This is a genomic window from Acinetobacter sp. YH12076, from assembly GCF_013419525.1.
GTDB classification, from domain to species: Bacteria; Pseudomonadota; Gammaproteobacteria; order Pseudomonadales; family Moraxellaceae; genus Acinetobacter; species Acinetobacter amyesii.
The window spans coordinates 1-18,729 of sequence record NZ_VOZY01000016.1; the positions used below are offsets into that span (position 1 = coordinate 1).

Annotated in this window: 16 protein-coding genes; 7 read left to right on the forward strand and 9 right to left on the reverse strand. The window is 39.7% G+C overall.

The annotated features are described in order from the left end of the window. Window positions 1-167 precede the first annotated feature (167 nt). Window positions 168-737 carry a peptidylprolyl isomerase gene (locus tag FTU22_RS14245; RefSeq protein WP_180005529.1) on the reverse strand — a complete coding sequence of 190 codons (570 nt, stop codon included), beginning with the start codon at window positions 735-737 and terminating at the stop codon, window positions 168-170. 101 nt (window positions 738-838) lie between these two features. Between FTU22_RS14245 and FTU22_RS14250 the strand changes: the two genes are divergently transcribed. Then, window positions 839-1,510: an acetoacetate decarboxylase family protein gene (locus tag FTU22_RS14250; protein ID WP_180095157.1), complete on the forward strand. Its 672-nt coding sequence runs from the start codon at window positions 839-841 to the stop codon at window positions 1,508-1,510. A 63-nt stretch (window positions 1,511-1,573) separates the two neighbouring features. Here FTU22_RS14250 and FTU22_RS14255 read toward each other — a convergent pair whose 3' ends face one another. Then, window positions 1,574-2,644 carry an alpha/beta hydrolase gene (locus FTU22_RS14255; RefSeq protein ID WP_180095110.1) on the reverse strand — a complete coding sequence of 357 codons (1,071 nt, stop codon included), beginning with the start codon at window positions 2,642-2,644 and terminating at the stop codon, window positions 1,574-1,576. Between the two features lie 201 nt (window positions 2,645-2,845). On the opposite strand from FTU22_RS14255, the gene FTU22_RS14260 reads away from it, so the two are divergent. Next, window positions 2,846-3,415, forward strand: coding sequence for a hypothetical protein (locus FTU22_RS14260; protein ID WP_078194437.1), 570 nt, complete (start codon window positions 2,846-2,848; stop codon window positions 3,413-3,415). A gap of 182 nt (window positions 3,416-3,597) precedes the next feature. On the opposite strand, the gene FTU22_RS14265 is transcribed toward FTU22_RS14260, so the two are convergent. Further along, window positions 3,598-3,825, reverse strand: a complete 228-nt coding sequence (locus FTU22_RS14265) for a hypothetical protein (RefSeq protein ID WP_252725869.1) — start codon at window positions 3,823-3,825, stop codon at window positions 3,598-3,600. A 938-nt stretch (window positions 3,826-4,763) separates the two neighbouring features. Here FTU22_RS14265 and grpE point away from each other — a divergent pair. The 4 genes from grpE (at window position 4,764) to FTU22_RS14285 (ending at window position 8,988) form a co-directional block, all read left to right on the forward strand. After that, complete coding sequence (gene grpE, locus FTU22_RS14270; RefSeq protein ID WP_111885723.1) at window positions 4,764-5,303, forward strand: nucleotide exchange factor GrpE; 540 nt, start codon at window positions 4,764-4,766, stop codon at window positions 5,301-5,303. 120 nt (window positions 5,304-5,423) lie between these two features. Next, window positions 5,424-7,364 (forward strand): molecular chaperone DnaK, encoded by a 1,941-nt coding sequence (gene dnaK, locus FTU22_RS14275; RefSeq protein WP_078194438.1) that lies wholly within the window; start codon window positions 5,424-5,426, stop codon window positions 7,362-7,364. A 215-nt stretch (window positions 7,365-7,579) separates the two neighbouring features. Then, complete coding sequence (locus tag FTU22_RS14280) at window positions 7,580-8,491, forward strand: matrixin family metalloprotease (protein WP_180095112.1); 912 nt, start codon at window positions 7,580-7,582, stop codon at window positions 8,489-8,491. A gap of 119 nt (window positions 8,492-8,610) precedes the next feature. Continuing rightward, window positions 8,611-8,988 carry a hypothetical protein gene (locus tag FTU22_RS14285; RefSeq protein WP_171263823.1) on the forward strand — a complete coding sequence of 126 codons (378 nt, stop codon included), beginning with the start codon at window positions 8,611-8,613 and terminating at the stop codon, window positions 8,986-8,988. Window positions 8,989-9,056: 68 nt separating this feature from the next. On the opposite strand, the gene erpA is transcribed toward FTU22_RS14285, so the two are convergent. From erpA to FTU22_RS14305, 4 genes are all read right to left on the reverse strand, one after another. Further along, window positions 9,057-9,392, reverse strand: coding sequence for an iron-sulfur cluster insertion protein ErpA (gene erpA / locus FTU22_RS14290; protein ID WP_078194440.1), 336 nt, complete (start codon window positions 9,390-9,392; stop codon window positions 9,057-9,059). A gap of 134 nt (window positions 9,393-9,526) precedes the next feature. Beyond that, window positions 9,527-10,534: a putative solute-binding protein gene (locus tag FTU22_RS14295; protein WP_180095114.1), complete on the reverse strand. Its 1,008-nt coding sequence runs from the start codon at window positions 10,532-10,534 to the stop codon at window positions 9,527-9,529. 202 nt (window positions 10,535-10,736) lie between these two features. Beyond that, entirely contained in the window at window positions 10,737-11,747 is a 1,011-nt protein-coding gene (locus tag FTU22_RS14300; protein WP_078194442.1) for a putative solute-binding protein, read from the reverse strand. 256 nt (window positions 11,748-12,003) lie between these two features. Then, window positions 12,004-13,008 (reverse strand): putative solute-binding protein, encoded by a 1,005-nt coding sequence (locus tag FTU22_RS14305; protein WP_180095116.1) that lies wholly within the window; start codon window positions 13,006-13,008, stop codon window positions 12,004-12,006. 196 nt (window positions 13,009-13,204) lie between these two features. Here FTU22_RS14305 and FTU22_RS14310 point away from each other — a divergent pair, with 196 nt between their 5' ends. Further along, window positions 13,205-15,142: an ATP-binding cassette domain-containing protein gene (locus tag FTU22_RS14310; RefSeq protein ID WP_180095118.1), complete on the forward strand. Its 1,938-nt coding sequence runs from the start codon at window positions 13,205-13,207 to the stop codon at window positions 15,140-15,142. 531 nt (window positions 15,143-15,673) lie between these two features. Here FTU22_RS14310 and FTU22_RS14315 read toward each other — a convergent pair. Together FTU22_RS14315 and gyrB are read right to left on the reverse strand one after the other, a co-directional pair. Then, a complete protein-coding gene (locus FTU22_RS14315) occupies window positions 15,674-16,051 on the reverse strand; it encodes a hypothetical protein (RefSeq protein ID WP_180095120.1) in 378 nt (125 codons plus the stop codon). 170 nt (window positions 16,052-16,221) lie between these two features. Then, window positions 16,222-18,690, reverse strand: coding sequence for a DNA topoisomerase (ATP-hydrolyzing) subunit B (gyrB, locus tag FTU22_RS14320; RefSeq protein WP_180095122.1), 2,469 nt, complete (start codon window positions 18,688-18,690; stop codon window positions 16,222-16,224). Window positions 18,691-18,729 lie beyond the last annotated feature (39 nt).

Genomic DNA, 18,729 nt, shown 5'->3' on the forward strand with positions numbered 1-18,729 from the left:
TGCTCATTATAGGGCAATTTCTTACACGTGCAAGTGCTTTTCACTCACAAAGAACACGAGTGTTTTATTTTTATGCACCATTATGGTTCAAAAAACACACTTTACTTACATAAATACATGATATTTATTACAAATATCATGTAAAATATTTTTCCTATTTTGTGCGTTTAGTTTTTTACAGGTGCTGCTTTAATCACCACACTCTGTATAACTACTGGGTTTACAGGGACATTCTGGTGCATTCCATAGTTCGCAGTTGGAACTTTTACGATTTTATCGACGATATCCATACCTTTAGTGACCTTACCAAAAACAGCATATCCCGCATTCATTGCACTTTTATTGAGGAAGTCATTGTCTGCAACATTAATAAAGAACTGACTACTTGCTGAATCAGGATGATTCATCCGTGCCATTGCCAATGTGCCACGCTTATTGCTCAAGCCATTACTTGATTCATTCTTAATCGCCGCTTTTGTTGGCTTCTCCTGCATCTTGACATCCATGCCCCCACCCTGAACCATAAATCCAGGTATCACGCGATGAAAGATCGTGCCGTTATAAAATTTTTCTTTTGCATAGCTTTCAAAGTTTTTAGCTGAGATAGGTGCTTTGTCATTGAATAGCTCAATTTCAATATTGCCTTGAGAGGTTTTCATTTCGACAATAGTATTGGCAGCAAAACTGCTTAAGCTCACACAGCCAAGTGCTGCGGTAAATAAAATCTGTTTTAACATTTGCTAACTCTTCTGGTTGATCTCGTACTTGTTATTGACTGTATATTAGTCTTTGATGATTAAAAAGTAATTATTCTGCCATTATTAAAACGAGAACAATGATGACGCAAATAATACCGTCGGACACTGCATTGACACATTTACCGCCTTGGCAACTGCGTGGCGATGCTTTTATTTTGAATTATTGGATCTCTCCGAGTTTTATCCAACAAGCGCAGATGTTCCGTTTAGCGACATCAGCTTTGGGTCGTGTGGTTCAGGTGTTATTGGTCCGATACCATGATTCGCCTTTGGGTCCTTATGACGAATTGCTGATTTTAGATCACCCTTTATGGAGTAAGAAAAGGTTAAGTTCGATACCTAAGATTTATGTTTCGACAGATATCTCTGTCATTCATGGCCAAAAACTCTGGGGTATTCCTAAAGAGTTGGCAAAGTTTGAATGGCAACAACATGACAATGAAGTGGTCTGTACTATAGAAGTTGAACAACAAAAGATGCAGATCCGTTTAAAAAAATCACGTTTACAGCGTTCTTTCTATATTAATAGCCATCATATCCCAGCAGCGATGTTGCAAATCAGACAAGCGTGGGAAGGTAAGCGCTATCAATTTTCACCGAAGTTTCGTGGACGGCTCTCTAAACTGAAACAGGTAGAATGGCACAACACGCAGGAGATTTTTCCTAATTTTGCCGAAGCACGATTATTGCAAAGCTTTTATGTCCCAGAATTTAGCCTCGTTTTTCCTGCTGCAAAAATCCAAGATAAATAACCCAATAAATAAAAACCCAGTGTTTCACGTGAAACACTGGGTTTACTTTATATAAAGGAATGATTAGCTACGTTTATCCCAAAATTTACGGAACTTCGTACTGATCTCGATCACGTATTTTTTAGCTCGGTGCGAAACCGGGGTTAAATTGATAAAACCATGGGTTTGATCGGTATATTCTTGATAAAACACTTTTACCCCTTGCTGACGGAGTTTATGCGAATAAATTTCACCTTCGTCATGTAAAACGTCATGCCCTGCTGTCACGATATACGCGGGTGCGATACCTGCCAATTTTCCATAGGTTGGTGAAATTAATGGATCATCTAAGGCCACTGCATGTTGTTCTGCATATAAAGCCGTTACGACATCAATATCTTTTTCAGTCAGAACCAAACCATCTTTATAAGCATAGAAAGATGGGTGGCGACTTTTGAAATCCACCACAGGATAAATTAATAGCTGAGCTTGCGGGGCAAAAACTTTCTGAGCACTGCGCTGCGCAACTGCGGTAGCAATATTGCCGCCTGCACTATCCCCTGCCACCGCAATTCGATTTTTTAGAATTTTAAACTGACGACTATTTTGATAAGTCCAAGCCAAGGCATCTTCACAACTTTGCATTAATTGAGCTGGGCTGGCCTCTGGCGTGAGTGGATAATCAATACTTAAAACTTGTGCTTTGGCATGCACGGCCAATAAACGACAAACTTCATCATGCGTGTCAAGACCACCCACCACAAAACCACCACCGTGATAGAACACGATCATCGGTAATTTTTTATTTGGAGCAGGATGATAATGACGCGCAAACAGCGTTGCACTTTGTAAAGGTAGACGTATATCTTGCACTTGTTTCACAAAGGTCGGCTTGGTCTTGATCGACTCCATCTGTAAATCAAATAATTTACGAGACTTCACATAGTCTTCGGTCACAAAGCCTGACTTACCTTGCTTGAGTTGAGCCGCCATCATGCATTTCACCAGCGGATCTAATTCTGGAAAAATAAACGGATAATCGAGACGTTTTGAGAGGCTTTCTTTGGCAAAGTTAGGAAGACGATCAAGTAACCGAGCAGCCGTACCTTGGCCTTTATCTTTCATATTTTTAAGTGATTCATTCAATGCAAACATGCTCTATCCTTCGAATTATGCTCTTCATACTTTCTACATGATCTAGGTCAAATGTGACCATATTCACATATAAGTCTCAACATCAACATACATAGTACAGACCTAGTTAAGCTAATCTTCTTTTATAGAGTTGTCATTGACAATTTACCCAAGTTTTATGGGTTGATTATGCTAACCCATTCTCGATAAAGGATACTCACCATGGCTAAAAAGATCATCCTTCTGTCTTTTGCGACTGCTTTTTTGGCTGTAGGCTGCGTAGCATTCCCTGAAGATGGTTACTACGATGGACGTTATGATCAACGTTATGACCGCCGTTATGATCATAATGATCGACGCTATGATAATCGTTATGATCGCCGTTACGACAGTCGTTATGAACAAGACCGCCGTACATGGGAACGTCAGCAACAACAACGTAATCGTTTAGAGCTCGAACGTAGGAAGCAGCAACTTGACCAGCGTAACTGGGAACAAAATCGTAAAAATCAACAAGAGTGGGATCGTCGTAAAAACGAACTCGAACGTCAACGTCTAGAACAACAGCGTAAATACTCTGAAGCTGAACGTCGTAAACGTGCTGAACAAGATCGTCAAAAAGTCAGCAAAGAGCGTCAGCGCTTAGAAGAACAGCGCCGTAAAGCCAGTCAAGATCGTAGAAAACAAATTGAGCAAGAGCGCAAAAAAAATATTCAAGATTTAAGAAAGGCATCAGATCAACAACGTAAAGCGGCTGAAGAACGTCGTCGCGCGTGGGAAAATCGCCGTTAATTGTTGTTTTTGCAGATCGGTTAAAAGTAAAAAGCTCATCTACATGATGGGCTTTTTTTTCGTTCACTAAAAATAGAAAAGGTAAAAAAAAGCAATAGAAAAGAAAATAGACAGAAGAGGCATCCTATCTTCTGTCTATTCTTGACTGCCTGTTGTTACAGGTCAGAGAGCATTAAACAATCTTATTGCTGAATTGTAGGTTGTGGTGCAGGCGCAGATTGAACTTCAGCACCTTGAGCTGATGGATCTGCTTGAACCACAGCACCCGATTGCTCTGTTGTTACAGATGCTTCAGTTGCAGACGTTACTTGTGCGGTTTCCGGAGATTCTACAGTTTCTTGAGAAGTACAACCCACCGCAGCTAAACCAAAACCTAAAACTGCGACAGCGAATAAACCAATTTTTTTCATCTTCATTATTTCCTTCATTGAATCATTAAAAGCAAAGCTCAACTTTGCCCGAGTCATAATGGAAAATAATTCTGTGAAGTTCCCACCTTCTGAGTTGTACTTTGTACGAGGCACGGTACAGCTTATGAAATGTTTTATTAATTAGGCGGTTTTCTTTCATTTTAAGGCTTTACATCATTTTTTTAACTCAAGTGCTTTGTTTTTTATTAAAAAAATAAATATAAATGATTTTGAATAAAGCGTGATCTCAGCTTTTGAATACAACAAAGTTCAACAAAACTTGCAACTCAGTTACTTAAGTGGCTGTTTTTATAAATTTCATGCAAAAAAAAAGCCTGCTTATGAGAGAAGCAGGCCATGAAAAACACATTTGAAATAAATTAAGAAACTACAGCGATAGAATCTGAAACAGAGAATACTGTGCTGATCATTTTTTGTGAAATATTTAATAAAACTGATACTAAGAGTTTTTATGTATAAATATTAACCACTATTTTTTGAGGCAAAAAAAATGCTGATTCTTGGGAAATCAGCATGGAAAAGTGTTTCTAAAATCTAGAGGTAGTCACCATATCCCTCTCTCCAGTGGATATGGTCACTTCCGATAGATAAATTATGCAAATTTTCAGGCACAAAGAGAAACCGTTAAAATTTATGATGAAAATCTATAAATCCGATCAAAATATGATTATACATTCAAATCAATAATTTATATTTTCATAGAATTTAATTTTGCAGTCGATATTTGGCTGAAAAACCATTTATTTGAATAAAAAATTGCATTTAATCGCTGACTTCGCTTGAATTTTTATACCCTGCCCCGATTTCTTTTATTAATCATGAATTCAAAACGCATGGCAGTTACGCATCGATGTCGTTTGAACGCACAGCTATAAGGACTGAACATGTTTAAGAACCCATTTAAACGGAGTAAATCAATGGCGACTGAGCAAAACCAAGACGCTCAAGATCTTCAACAAGAGCAAGCAGAACAGCAAACTCAAGCTGAAAACGAGCAAGCTGAAGTTTCAGTTGAAGATTTACAAGCACAAATCACCAATTTAGAAGAAAGCTTAAAACTTGAAAAAGCACGTACTGCAAATGCCGTATATGAAGCGCAAAAAAGTGTAGAACGCATTCAACGCGAATCTGAAAAGCATAAAGATACTGTGCTGGAAAAATTTGCAAAACAATTGCTTGAGTCAGTTGATAACCTTGAACGCGCGATTGCTGCGGCAGGTGATGAAAAATCAGGTTTATCAGAAGGTGTAGAACTTACACTGAAATCATTGCTCAGCACTTTAGAAAAGTTTGGTGTGGTTGCTGTGGATACTGCAAATGGTTTCAATGCAGATCTTCACCAAGCTGTGGGCATCGATCCAAATGCCAAATCGAATGAAATTGGGACAGTATTGCAAAAAGGCTATAGCTTAAACGGTCGTCTATTACGCCCTGCTATGGTTATGGTTGGTGCATAAAGACAAATTTTCTGAGACGAATTAAAAATTTTAACCAATATTACTTGAAAATTTTTGATTGGCTCTCATATCGGATAACAAGCGAAAACATCGTAAAAGAATTTTAGAGGAAACATCCAAATGGCGAAAATCATTGGTATTGACTTAGGTACTACAAACTCTTGCGTAGCAGTACTTGAAGGCGACAAAGTAAAAGTAATCGACAACGCTGAAGGCGCTCGTACAACCCCATCTATTATTGCGTATAAAGACGGCGAGATCCTTGTCGGTCAATCTGCTAAGCGTCAAGCAGTGACTAACCCTAAAAACACATTATTTGCAATCAAACGTTTGATCGGTCGTAAGTACCAAGACCAAGCTGTGCAAAAAGATATCGGCCTTGTACCTTACAAAATCATCAAAGCTGACAATGGCGATGCTTGGGTTGATGTAAACGACAAGAAACTTGCACCACAACAAATCTCTGCTGAAATCTTGAAAAAGATGAAAAAAACAGCTGAAGACTACCTTGGTGAAACAGTAACTGAAGCGGTAATTACTGTTCCTGCGTACTTTAACGATGCTCAACGTCAAGCGACTAAAGATGCAGGTAAAATTGCTGGTTTAGATGTTAAACGTATCATCAACGAACCAACAGCTGCTGCACTTGCGTTCGGTATGGACAAAAAAGAAGGCGACCGTAAAGTAGCGGTTTACGACTTAGGTGGTGGTACTTTCGACGTATCAATCATTGAAATCGCTGACCTTGATGGCGACCAACAAATCGAAGTGTTGTCTACAAACGGTGATACATTCCTTGGTGGTGAAGACTTCGATAATGCATTAATTGAATACTTGGTTGAAGAGTTCAAGAAAGAACAAAGCGTAAACTTGAAACAAGATCCGCTTGCACTTCAACGTTTAAAAGAAGCTGCTGAAAAAGCAAAAATCGAGCTTTCTTCTTCGAATGCAACAGAAATCAACCTTCCATACATCACAGCAGATGCGACTGGTCCTAAACACTTAGTGATCAATGTGACTCGCTCTAAACTTGAAGGTTTAGTTGCTGAATTGGTTGCTCGTACAATTGAACCATGTAAGATTGCACTTAAAGATGCAGGTCTTTCAACCTCTGACATCTCTGACGTAATCTTGGTGGGTGGTCAGTCTCGTATGCCACTTGTACAACAAAAAGTACAAGAGTTCTTCGGCCGTGAGCCACGTAAAGACGTGAACCCAGATGAAGCTGTAGCGATGGGTGCTGCGATTCAAGGTGCAGTACTTTCAGGTGATAAAACTGACGTACTTCTTCTTGACGTAACTCCGCTTACACTTGGTATTGAAACAATGGGTGGCGTGTTAACAGCGATCATTGAGAAAAACACGACGATTCCTGCGAAGAAATCTCAAGTGTTCTCAACTGCTGCAGACAACCAACCAGCTGTAGACATTTCAGTTTACCAAGGTGAACGTAAAATGGCTCAACAAAACAAATTGTTGGGTAACTTCCAATTGGGCGATATTCCACCTGCTCCACGTGGTGTACCACAAATTGAAGTATCATTTGACATCAACGCTGATGGTATCTTGAAAGTATCTGCAAAAGATAAGAGCACAGGTAAAGAGCAATCAATTCAAATTAAAGCTAACTCTGGTTTGAGCGATGCTGAAATTGAAGCGATGATCAAAGATGCTGAAGCGAATGCTGAAGAAGATCGTAAATTTGAAGAATTAGCGAAAGCACGTAACGAAGCTGATGCACTTGTTTCTTCTGCTCAAAAAGCAGTAAAAGATCTTGGTGAACAGGTAACTGCTGATGAGAAATCTGCAATCGATGCTGCTGTAGCTGAGCTCGAAGCAGCGACTAAAGAAAACGATGTAGATGCAATCAAAGCGAAAACTGAAGCACTTCAAAACATCATTATGCCGATCACTCAACGTGCTTATGAAGCTGCACAAGGTCAAGGCGGTGCTGAAGGTTTTGATCCTAACGCTTTCCAAGGCGCTGAAGGTCAAGCTCAAAAAGCAGATGACGGCGTTGTAGATGCTGAGTTCACTGAAGTGAAAGATGACAAAAAATAATTTGTCGCTTTAACTGAGTTTTTCAAAGCTCAAAAAGACCGCGCGAAAGCGCGGTTTTTTTTGTGGATGATTTTGTCTGCATCAGGCAATATTCAAATAACACGCTTAAGCTCAAACAGCCACATTCTTCTCGACTCACTATCAATCTAAACTTAGATTTGCATAGCACTAAATTTCAGTTAAATTAATGCAAAATAATCAAGTTTTGCGACGCTATGCGTTTGATTTTAATTATTGTTGTCATCGTTTTAAGTACTTGGTGGATCTATCAAACCAAGCAGCATCCTCAACTGAAATTTAATTCAATTTCAGATCGACTTTTACACCCTCTCGATACCCGTTTGCGTTATCGGGTTGCTGATGTCGATCCGCGTTTTGGATTAAGCCAGCAACAAGTCATTCAACTTAGCCAAGAAGCCGCAGAGATATGGCATAAAGGGACACTCAAACCGTTATTTATCTATGACCCAAATGCACAACTGGCGATCCATCTAATTTATGATGATCGCCAAGAACAATACAATGCCTATAAGCAAGTCCAAAATACCTTAGCCGCAGATAAAGCCCGTAATGATTTATATGCCGAGAACTTAGCAAATTCGAGAAAAGGTCTGGAGATGAATGAGCAACAGCTCCGATCAAAACAAGCCATGATTCGTGCGGAAATCGCACAGCTGTCGCAAGAACGTATGAATTGGAGCCGAATAGAGCATGCACAAGGCCCCAATATGCAACGCGTTGAAAGAGAACTTGAGCAAGTTAAAGCACAAGCGATGCAATTAGACCAAGAAATAGATCGATTTAATCAGCAAAATGATCAATTTAACCAACAAGTCTTAAGCTATAACCAGCAAATCGATCAATATAATGCAGGCGTGATACAAGCCAGTCAGCGCTTTCCTGCTCGAGAGTTTCATAAAGGTGTCTTTATGGGCGATCAGATTCAGATTTATCAATTTGATGCCGAAGATGATTTACGCCTTACCCTTGCCCACGAACTCGGACATGCTCTCGGCTTATCTCACCATAATGACCCTGCTGCATTAATGTACCCAATTTTAGGCGCGCAACAATTAGAAAACTTTAAACTGATGCCAGCAGACCAAGGATTACTATATTATCGTTAGAATACCCTGAGCAAAAAAACCATACAATCTATAAGGATATTATAGGATTCACCAACAATAATTAGCATTTCATGTTATTGTTGATTTGCAATAATTCCCTTATATCAATGACATCTTACGTGGAGAGCAATGTGAGTTACTACCATATCTTAATTGAAGTGAATGACCACATCAGCACGATTGAACAAACCCGTGATATTGAGATTTTTGATATTACAGACATTCAACCTTATCTCCATGCGGTACTTTTACCCTTTTTTAATGAGCAATTAATTGAGCTCGAAGACGAAAATCTTGAGTTTAAAGATGTCTTGCATTTACAGGTCAAACAAACCCTATTGCCGATCCGTGACCTCATCGAAGAAGAACAACGCCTGCTTCCGAGTGATACCGATGTCACCATTACGGCATATGAAATTTTTAATAATTATCAATTGACTCAAGACGTGACTACCGTAATTTTAGATCTATTAGAAGCACTAAAATTTGAAGCCTAATATCGATTTTAAACATTAAAAAAGCCCTCTAAATGAGGGCTTTTTTATGGCTCAATTCATCATCGCGATTAGATCGAGAATGAAGATCCACATCCACACGTGGTTGTCGCATTCGGGTTTTGAACCACAAATCGAGAACCTTCAAGACCTTCAATATAGTCGACTGTTGAACCAACTAAATATTGATAGCTCAGTGAATCAACCAACATCTTCACATCACCATTGATAAATTCAGCATCATCTTCGTTTTGGCTTTCAGCAAAATTAAACCCATATGAGAAACCTGAACAACCACCACCAGTCACATATACACGTAACATAAGGTCTTGATTACCTTCACTCTCACGCAATTGGCGTACTTTATTGGCAGCATTGTCAGTCAGCACAAGTGCTTGAGCATTCATGATGGATTCCTCTGAGTCATTGGGGTGTCTTTAAAAAGAAAAGACCATATTTCAAGTATAACATACTCAATATATGGTCAGTCTTCACAGTTTAAAGTTAAATCAGAGTATTTTTCTCAAGATTCATTTAAAACTTATTTATAGTTTTCTTCCTGTAATGCGCATTCGAAGTTTTTCGGATCTTGTTTACAGCGGAATTGCCATAATAGTTTCATCATTCGCTTGTCGTAGATACCACGTTTAGTCAAATCAATACGCGCTTCACGCATCATTTTTTGATAACCAGCTTTGTCTGCAGTTGGAACATCCATCCAATATTTGGCTGGAATTTCCGATTTCATTTTTCCTAAAATGGTGAATGCGCGAGGTAATTGTGTTTTGACCCAATCACGTGATTTTTGTCCATAACCTGCAGGGAATTTATCTGGGCGAATAATGATATTTCCCGTCACTTGTAAAATTGGATAATTGACGATTGCGCCTTTGCTGCCTAAACCTTTATGTAATTCCAATGGTTTGAACACCGCAGCAGGTGCCCCAATTATATCTACCTGACCATTGTTAAATTTGGCGCCAAAATTGGTTACATCAGCACTGACTGCTTGAGCTCCGACCTGCTGCACCATAATTTTCTGTGCATCATCATAGTCAAGCACCGCAATTTTTTTACCTGCTGCTTTAGCGACAGTATTAATACTTCGGTCATTCACTAACAGATAGGCATCACCAACAGGTATCACACCTGCCACTTCATATTTACTATTGACCATGCTCTTAGCAAATGTTGGACTTGCAAGACCTTGCATAACTTTTACGGCCAATTTCAAATCTGGAATCGCACCAATGGCATCTAAAGAACCGGTAAAATTATTGAATTGGCGACCACGCATACCAGTAACACTGATCCCATCACATTTACCAGCTTTAAAATCTTCTGCAATCACCGCTTCATTTTGACCGACGCGGAGCTCAATGTCTGCGCCCCAGTTTTTTGCCGCCAATTGATAATCTTTCATCAGGGTAAAAACATCACCATTTTTACCAACCAAATCAAATACGCATACCACTTGCTTCGCTTGAGCTACGCCATTTACCGCTATTAATGCAGCAGCAACACTCAATGCCTTTGTCCATTGTTTCATACTGACTTTCCTTGTTTTTTACTGTTTTTGTTTTTAACCATTTTTTGAATTTTGGGTCATGCTGAGTTCGATTCAATTGACTCACAGCCCTCGATTTGAATTTAGATTACCTGAATATTTTGCTCACTCAATGGCGAGAATGACCTGTAAATTTGCAAAAAAAAGCCTGGATAAATCCAGACTTTTTTCTTTAAATATCAGCTTATTCGCCGCCAAGTGAACATTCAAAATTGGCTTTATCGACAGAACAACGTGCCTTTTTCAAAACAGACATCATGCCTGCATCATAAATGCCACGCTTCGTCATATCCATACGACCTTCACGCAGTAATTTTTGATATTTGGTTTTATCTTCTGCACTTAAGTTCAGTTTATATTTCGCAGGAATACCCGCTTCTAGACGGTTAATCATCGCGATACTCTTCGGTAAGTGTTTCACAAACCAATCACGAGATTTTTGACCAAAGCCAGCTGGGAATTGGTCAGGACGAATAATAAAGTCCGCAGTCACTTGTAGAACTGGGAAGTTAAACATCGCACCATTGGTACCTAAACCTTTATAGATCTCTAATGGTTTGTAGGCATATGCAGGCGCACCCACCATATCCACCTGACCATTATTAAACTTCGCCACAAAGTTAGATACATCTGAAATCACAGCTTGAGCGCCGACACGTTGCACCATGATTTTTTGTGCTTCGTCATAGCCTAATACTGCAAACTTTTTACCTGCTGCTTTTTCAATTGAGTCAATTTTCTTGTCTTTGACAAAGATGAATGCTGAACCTAGTGGGGCAATACCCGCCACTTCATATTTCTTACCACCTAGATTGCTGACCATTTTTGCAGCATTACGTTGGTCTAATGCAAAGGTAATCGCACGTTGTGCAATCGCATTGCTCGGTGCGCCACCCAGCGCATCAATAGAGCCTGCAAATTTGTTGTATTGACGCGCACGCATTGCGGTCATAAATACACCGTCACATTTACCCGCTTTAAAGTCATTGTCGGCTACTGCTTCGTCTTGACGCGGAATTAAGTTAATTTCAGCACCCCAGCCTTTTGCTGCAAGCGCCCATTCCTGAGCCATTTGATATGACTCGCCTGACTTACCTAGTAAGTCAAATACACAGATATCTACTTTTGCTGCCTGAGCTGAACCAGCAAAGCCAATTGCAGCAAACGTAGCCAATGATAGGAGCGTTTTTTTCATTCTATTTTCCTTTCAAATCTTTTTATGGTTCAGAGGTGTCCTTACACAAGCCCGATATTAAGCAAGTTAATTTAAAAAAATAGAGCATTTACTCCATTTATTTATGTCATTTTGGCATATTCTGTTTTTCTGTGATGCATATCACTTTTTATTCAAAGTTAAATTATAAATATAATCATCATCTTATATTTGCAAAAAAGGCTTTTTACATTTACAGCGATTGCATCAAAATTTACAAAGAAATACAGAAAAAAGCTTATTCACCCGCCACTGAACACTCAAAATTGGTTCGCTCAATCGTACAACGGGCTTTTTTCAGTACCGTCATCATAGTGGAGTCATAGATCCCCTGTTTAGTTAAATCCATCCGACCTTCGCGTAAAATTTTCTGATATTTCACCTGATCGTCTTTGCTGAGATTCATCTTATATTTGGCAGGAATTTCAGCTTCCATACGTTTCACCATTGCAAAACTTTTTGGTAATTGCTTAACAAACCATTGCCGAGAAGGTTCAGCAAAACCTTCTGGGAATTTATTATTACGAATAATCAGGTCTGCCGTGACATTCACCACAGGAAAATTCACCATCGCCCCGGTAGTGCCTAAGCCTTTTGAAATTTCGAGTGGCTTAAAGGCATAAGCTGGCGCAGCCACAATTTCAACTTCGGCCTGATTAAACTTGCGAATAAAATTAGAAATTTCTGACATCACTGGCACAGCGCCAACACGGTCGACCATCACTTTTTGCGCATAATCATAATGCAAAATGGCAAATTTTTTACCTTCAGCTTTTTCTAAATTATTGATATTGCGATCACGGACAAAAATGTAGGCTGAACCAATTTGCCCGATCCCTGACACTTCATAACTATCTTTGCCTAGATTGCTAATCAGTCGTTTACTGTTCCGTTTATCTAAGACATAGGTAATGGCTTTTTGCGCGATGGTATTGTTCGGTACACCACCAATGGCATCAATCGAACCGGCAAATTTGTTATACGCACGTGCCCGCATCGAGGTCATATAAAATGCGTCGCATTTCCCTTCTTTAAAATCTTTATCGACTTTGGATTCATCTTGATATGAAATCAGTTGTACTTGTGCTCCCCATGCCTTACTGGCCAGAGACCACTCTTCCATCAGCTTATAAGATTCCCCCGCTTTTCCAAGTAAATCGAACACACAAACCTTCTGATTGGCATAGCTTTGTGCAGACATCACACCTGAAAGAAGCGATAAAATTAAAATTCCTTTTCTCATTTCTTATATTCCCAATATGTTTTATTAATCCATTTAAAACAACAACTTGAAATATTTTTTTAATACTAAAGCCCGTTCAATATACCTAAATACGTGGAATCTGTCACATTTTTTCAGATGGTTGCGATGCTTTGTTTTTTCTTTTGCAAAGCCATCCATTAGAATAGCCCCACATTCTTCTTGTTTAGTTAGTTCCATGATTCAGTTAGACCAACTTTCCATTCGTCGCGGTGGGCGTGTTTTATTTCAAAAAGCATCTATGCAATTGCATCCAGGCTGGAAAATCGGCTTAACCGGTGTAAATGGTGCGGGTAAATCGACTCTTTTTTCTGCGCTTTTAGGTGGAATGGAATCTGATGGCGGCTCATTGACTCGTCCTGCGGTATGGACCGTCGCGCATATGGCACAAGAAATCAAAGCACTCGATATGAAAGCGATTGATTTCGTTCTATCAGGCGATGAAGAATATTGGGATATACAACATAAACTTGAACATCCAGAACAATTAGACAATGAAGCGTTGGCACACTTATATGGCCGATTTGATGAAATCCATGGCTATACAGCACCATCCAAAGCCTCACAACTGATGGCCGGCCTGGGATTCTTTGAACATCAGTCCCAGCTCAATGTTTCAAGCTTTTCAGGTGGTTGGCGTATGCGTTTAAACCTTGCGCGTACCCTGATGAGCCGTTCCGACCTCTTATTACTCGATGAACCAACCAACCACTTAGACTTAGATGCGATTTTGTGGTTAGAAGATTGGTTAAAAGCTTACGAAGGTACACTAATCTTGATTTCACATGACCGTGATTTCTTAGATGCGGTGACTGATCATATTTTACATATCGAAAATCAAGAGCTGACACTTTACACCGGCAACTATTCGACCTTTGAACGCACCCGCTCTGAGCGCTTGGCACAACAACAACAAGCCTATGAAAAGCAGCTTGAAACCCGTGCGCATCTCCAAAAATTTATTGACCGTTTTAAAGCCAAAGCGACTAAAGCTAAGCAGGCTCAAAGCCGTATTAAACAATTAGAACGTATGCAGGAACTTTCTGCCGCGCATGTCGATACGCCATTTAACTTTAGTTTCCGTGAGCCAACCAAAATGAGCTCGCCGCTGTTACAAATGGAACATGTCGATATTGGCTATGGTGACAAACTGATTGCCACCAATGTGAATTTACAGATTACCCCAACCAGCCGAATTGGTTTACTCGGGATGAATGGTGCGGGTAAATCAACCTTAATTAAATCGTTAGTTGGTGACCTTCCTTTATTACAAGGGACGCGCAAAGCCTCTGAACTGTTGAATATTGGCTATTTTGCTCAGCATCAAATGGATGCTCTAGATGGCAATGCCAGCCCGATGTTGCAACTATCTCGAATTGCTGACAAAAAAATCAGTGAAGCTGCATTACGTTCATTCTTAGGTAGCTTTGGTTTTAGTGGCGAACGCATGGATACACCAAGTGAAGGCTTTTCAGGCGGTGAACGAGCACGATTGGCTTTGGCTTTGATTGTTTGGCAGCGCCCCAATGTTTTAATTCTAGATGAACCGACCAACCATTTAGACCTTGATATGCGTCATGCCCTGACTATGGCATTACAAGACTTTGAAGGCGCTGTGGTTTTGGTTTCGCATGAACGTCAATTGATTGCTAGTGTTTGTGACGAATTATTGTTGGTACATCATGGAAAATGTCGTGAATTTGATGGAGACCTCGTGGCTTATGCCGATTGGCTGCGTCAAGCACGGATTGACATGATGAAAAATAGCCAACAAGCCCCTACTCCCATCAAATCTCAAGTTGAAACTAAACAGACGATTTCTAAAGTCGATAAAGAAGCGCAACGTAAAGAAGCTGCACGTCAGCGTGAATTGACCCGCCCGATTCGTAAAAACATTGAAAAAAATGAAGCGCAAATCAGCAAAATTCAGCCACGCTTAAACGAAATCGAGGAATTATTAGCAGACAGTGCTTTATATGAAGCCAGTCGTAAAGATGACTTACTCAAACTAATGAATGAGCAAACAGAATTAAAAGCTAAACTTGAATCTGTCGAAGAGCAAATGCTTGAATTAATGATGGAATTAGAAGAAATGGAAAGTAGTTTTCAGGCTTAATTTAAAAAGCAAAACCCTAGATTTGCATTATTAAGAAAACCTAACTTAAGCTCAAAAAATCAGTCGCCGTGAAATTTAAATGTTCCACGGCGATTTTTTATTTAAACTTCACAATCATAATCACACTATAAATCTAAAAAATATTTAAAAAATCGAATGTTCATATCCAACTGGTTATTGCATCGTTAAGGCATTTCTATTCGGAAAGAATCTAAAAATTCAGCGATCGCTTTTACCCTAATTTTGTAAATGAATTCAAAAAAATATACTTCACATCAAACTCATTACCACAGTTATCCACAAAAGCCATTTTTAAATTCAAATCTTAGTTTTAAATTCATTTTTATTTTTTAAATTCAAAATATCAAACCACCTTTTTGTGGATAAATATTTTTAAATAATGTTGTCCACAATTATAAATGACTTTGATGTTAAACACTATTAAATGTGAAAATTCACAAAACTTATCCACATTTGCAAGATGGATGCATTTTATCTCCATTCACGACATCAATTTAAACTTTTTATTGTTTAAGATAAGGCAGAAGGATGGGCTTCTTTTGCCTTTAAAAAACGTAATTCTTGTATTTTCCAGGTCTGATCAAAATGCCAGATTTCCTGTATTTGCTGCTGTGTTTCGGCTAAACCAATTAAAATTTTGCACTCAGTTTGGTCACGATTAAACTCATATTCTTCAAATTCTACGTCTGGTTTTTGTGGTTTCCAAACCCCATTCTTCACTGCATGTGCAATACGTTCATAGCGGACATAATTACTTTCGACACGCCCGTCTTGCTCATAAACCACCTTAAAGTGCTCATCTTCGTATTCGGCTAAAACGGTATAATTTCCGGTAAAAAATGCATTTACCCAGATGTCACGAATGTGTTCAAGTTGATTGTCCATCATATATAGACCTCTTATTTTTAGCTGCTAAGTTCAATTTGATTTGAGCTTAGCATCAGAATAAGTCAATTTTATAAAACACAAATTGGCGATTTAATATTCAATTTTATTTAAGATAGCATAAAAAAAAGCACTCCCAAGAGTGCTTTTTTGAATGATTCTGTAATCAGAATTTAGGCATCAATATCCGCATTTAACGCATTTTCTTCAATGAAGGCACGACGTGGTTCCACATCATCACCCATCAAGCAAGAGAACATACGATCAGCTTCAATCGCATCCTGTACCGTTACTTGCAGCATGTTACGGTTCTCAGGATCCATCGTGGTTTCCCAAAGCTGCTCAGCATTCATCTCACCCAAACCTTTATAGCGCTGAATCATCATGCCACGGCGTGAGTCTTGTAAGATGTTTTGCCAAACCTGATGGAAGCTGCTCACTGGAATTTTGCGCTCGCCTTTTTGTAGGAAAGCGCCTTCTTCCAATAAGGTGAACCAACTCCTCGAATTTTTGAGTAAACGCGCATATTCACCTGAACCCAATAGACCTGAATCTAACAAGTATTGGTGCGGTAAATTATGAACATAGATGGTAATACGCGGGAAATAGGTCGCTGACTTATTGCCTTCAGTATCTTCATGCTCAAACGTTTCGATGCTTAATTCAGGACGTAGGCTAGGCTGAGTTTTCTCAATATTGGCACGTAGTTGCTCACCCCAAGTCTGTACATAGTCTTGGTTATTTGCTTGATCTAACTTAAAGCCTTCTACTGCCAATAAACCATCCAACACACTTGCAGGATAACGTACAGTCAGACGATGCAAACTCTTTTGAGAGGTTTGATAATCCGCAATCACACCCGCTAAAGCCTCACCACGAATGGCAGGTGCTTCTGCACTGATGTGTAATTCAAGCTCATCAATTGCATTTGAAATCAGGTAAGTCTCAAGTGCATCATTATCTTTGATGTACTGTTCTTGCTTGCCTTTTTTCAGCTTATACAACGGTGGCTGTGCAATATAAATATATCCACGTTCCACAAGTTCTGGCATTTGACGGAAGAAGAAGGTCAATAGTAGCGTACGAATGTGCGAACCATCGACGTCGGCATCGGTCATGATGATGATTTTGTGATAACGCAGTTTATCTGGGTTGTATTCCTCACGGCCAATACCACAGCCTAAAGCAGTAATCAACGTTCCCACTTCTTGTGAAGAAATCATCTTGTCAAAACGTGCACGTTCCACGTTGAGGATTTTACCTTTCAGCGGCAAAATCGCTTGCATCTTACGGTTACGGCCCTGTTTTGCAGAACCGCCCGCAGAGTCACCTTCGACTAAGTAAAGTTCAGACAATGCAGGATCTTTTTCCTGACAATCGGCCAATTTACCTGGCAGGCCTGCAATATCAAGCGCACTCTTACGACGAGTCATTTCACGTGCTTTACGCGCTGCATCACGCGCACGTGCTGCATCAATAATTTTGCCTGCAATCGATTTAGCAGCTTGTGGATTCTCTAAAAGATATTCAGAGAACGATTTATTCATGGCTTGTTCAACCGCAGTTTTCACTTCGCTCGACACCAATTTTTCTTTGGTTTGCGAAGAGAATTTTGGATCAGGCACTTTCACCGAAACAATTGCAGTTAAGCCTTCACGCGCATCATCACCAGAAACTGCTACTTTCTCTTTTTTGAGTAAGTTTTCGCTTTCCATGTAGCTGTTTAAGCCACGAGTTAATGCAGCACGGAAACCCGCTAAATGCGTACCACCATCTTTTTGTGGAATGTTGTTGGTAAAGCAACGAACATTTTCCTGATAAGAATCATTCCACTGCAATGCAACTTCTACACCAATGCCATTATCGGCTTGAGTAGTAAAGTGGAAGATATCATTCAGATGGGTTTTGCCTTGGTTAATATATTTTACAAACTCAGACAAACCACCTTCATAGTCATAAACGTGCTCTAAATTGATACGTTCGTCACGTAGCACAATTCGTACACCTGCATTCAGGAACGATAATTCACGTAAACGACGCGCCAAAATATCGACATTAAAAATCGTTTGACTGAAGGTTTCAGCACTTGGCCAGAAACGTATACGTGTACCTGTACGATCTGTCACACCCACCACCTTTAATGGATACACGGAATCGCCGTGTTTATATTCTTGCTGGTGGATTTGACCCGCACGATGAATGGTTAATTCGAGCTTACTTGAAAGCGCATTCACCACGGATACACCTACACCGTGTAGACCGCCTGAAACTTTATAGCTGTTATCGTCAAATTTACCGCCCGCATGCAGAATCGTCAAAATCACTTCTGCTGCAGAAACACCTTCTTCTGGGTGAATGTCGGTAGGAATACCACGGCCGTTATCCGATACGCTTACAGATTCATCTTCATGAATGGTGACTTGAATTTCGTCACAATGACCTGCCAACGCTTCATCAATTGAGTTATCGACAACTTCAAACACCATGTGGTGTAGGCCAGTACCATCGTCAGTATCACCAATATACATGCCCGGACGCTTACGTACAGCGTCTAGACCACGTAATACTTTGATGCTAGAGGAATCATAAGCTTTTTCTATGGTTTGTTCTGTTTGAGAAGCAGCTTGATCTTCTGAACTCATGGTTTCTCCCTAGTGAAAAATAGGTCTATCCAAAGGTGG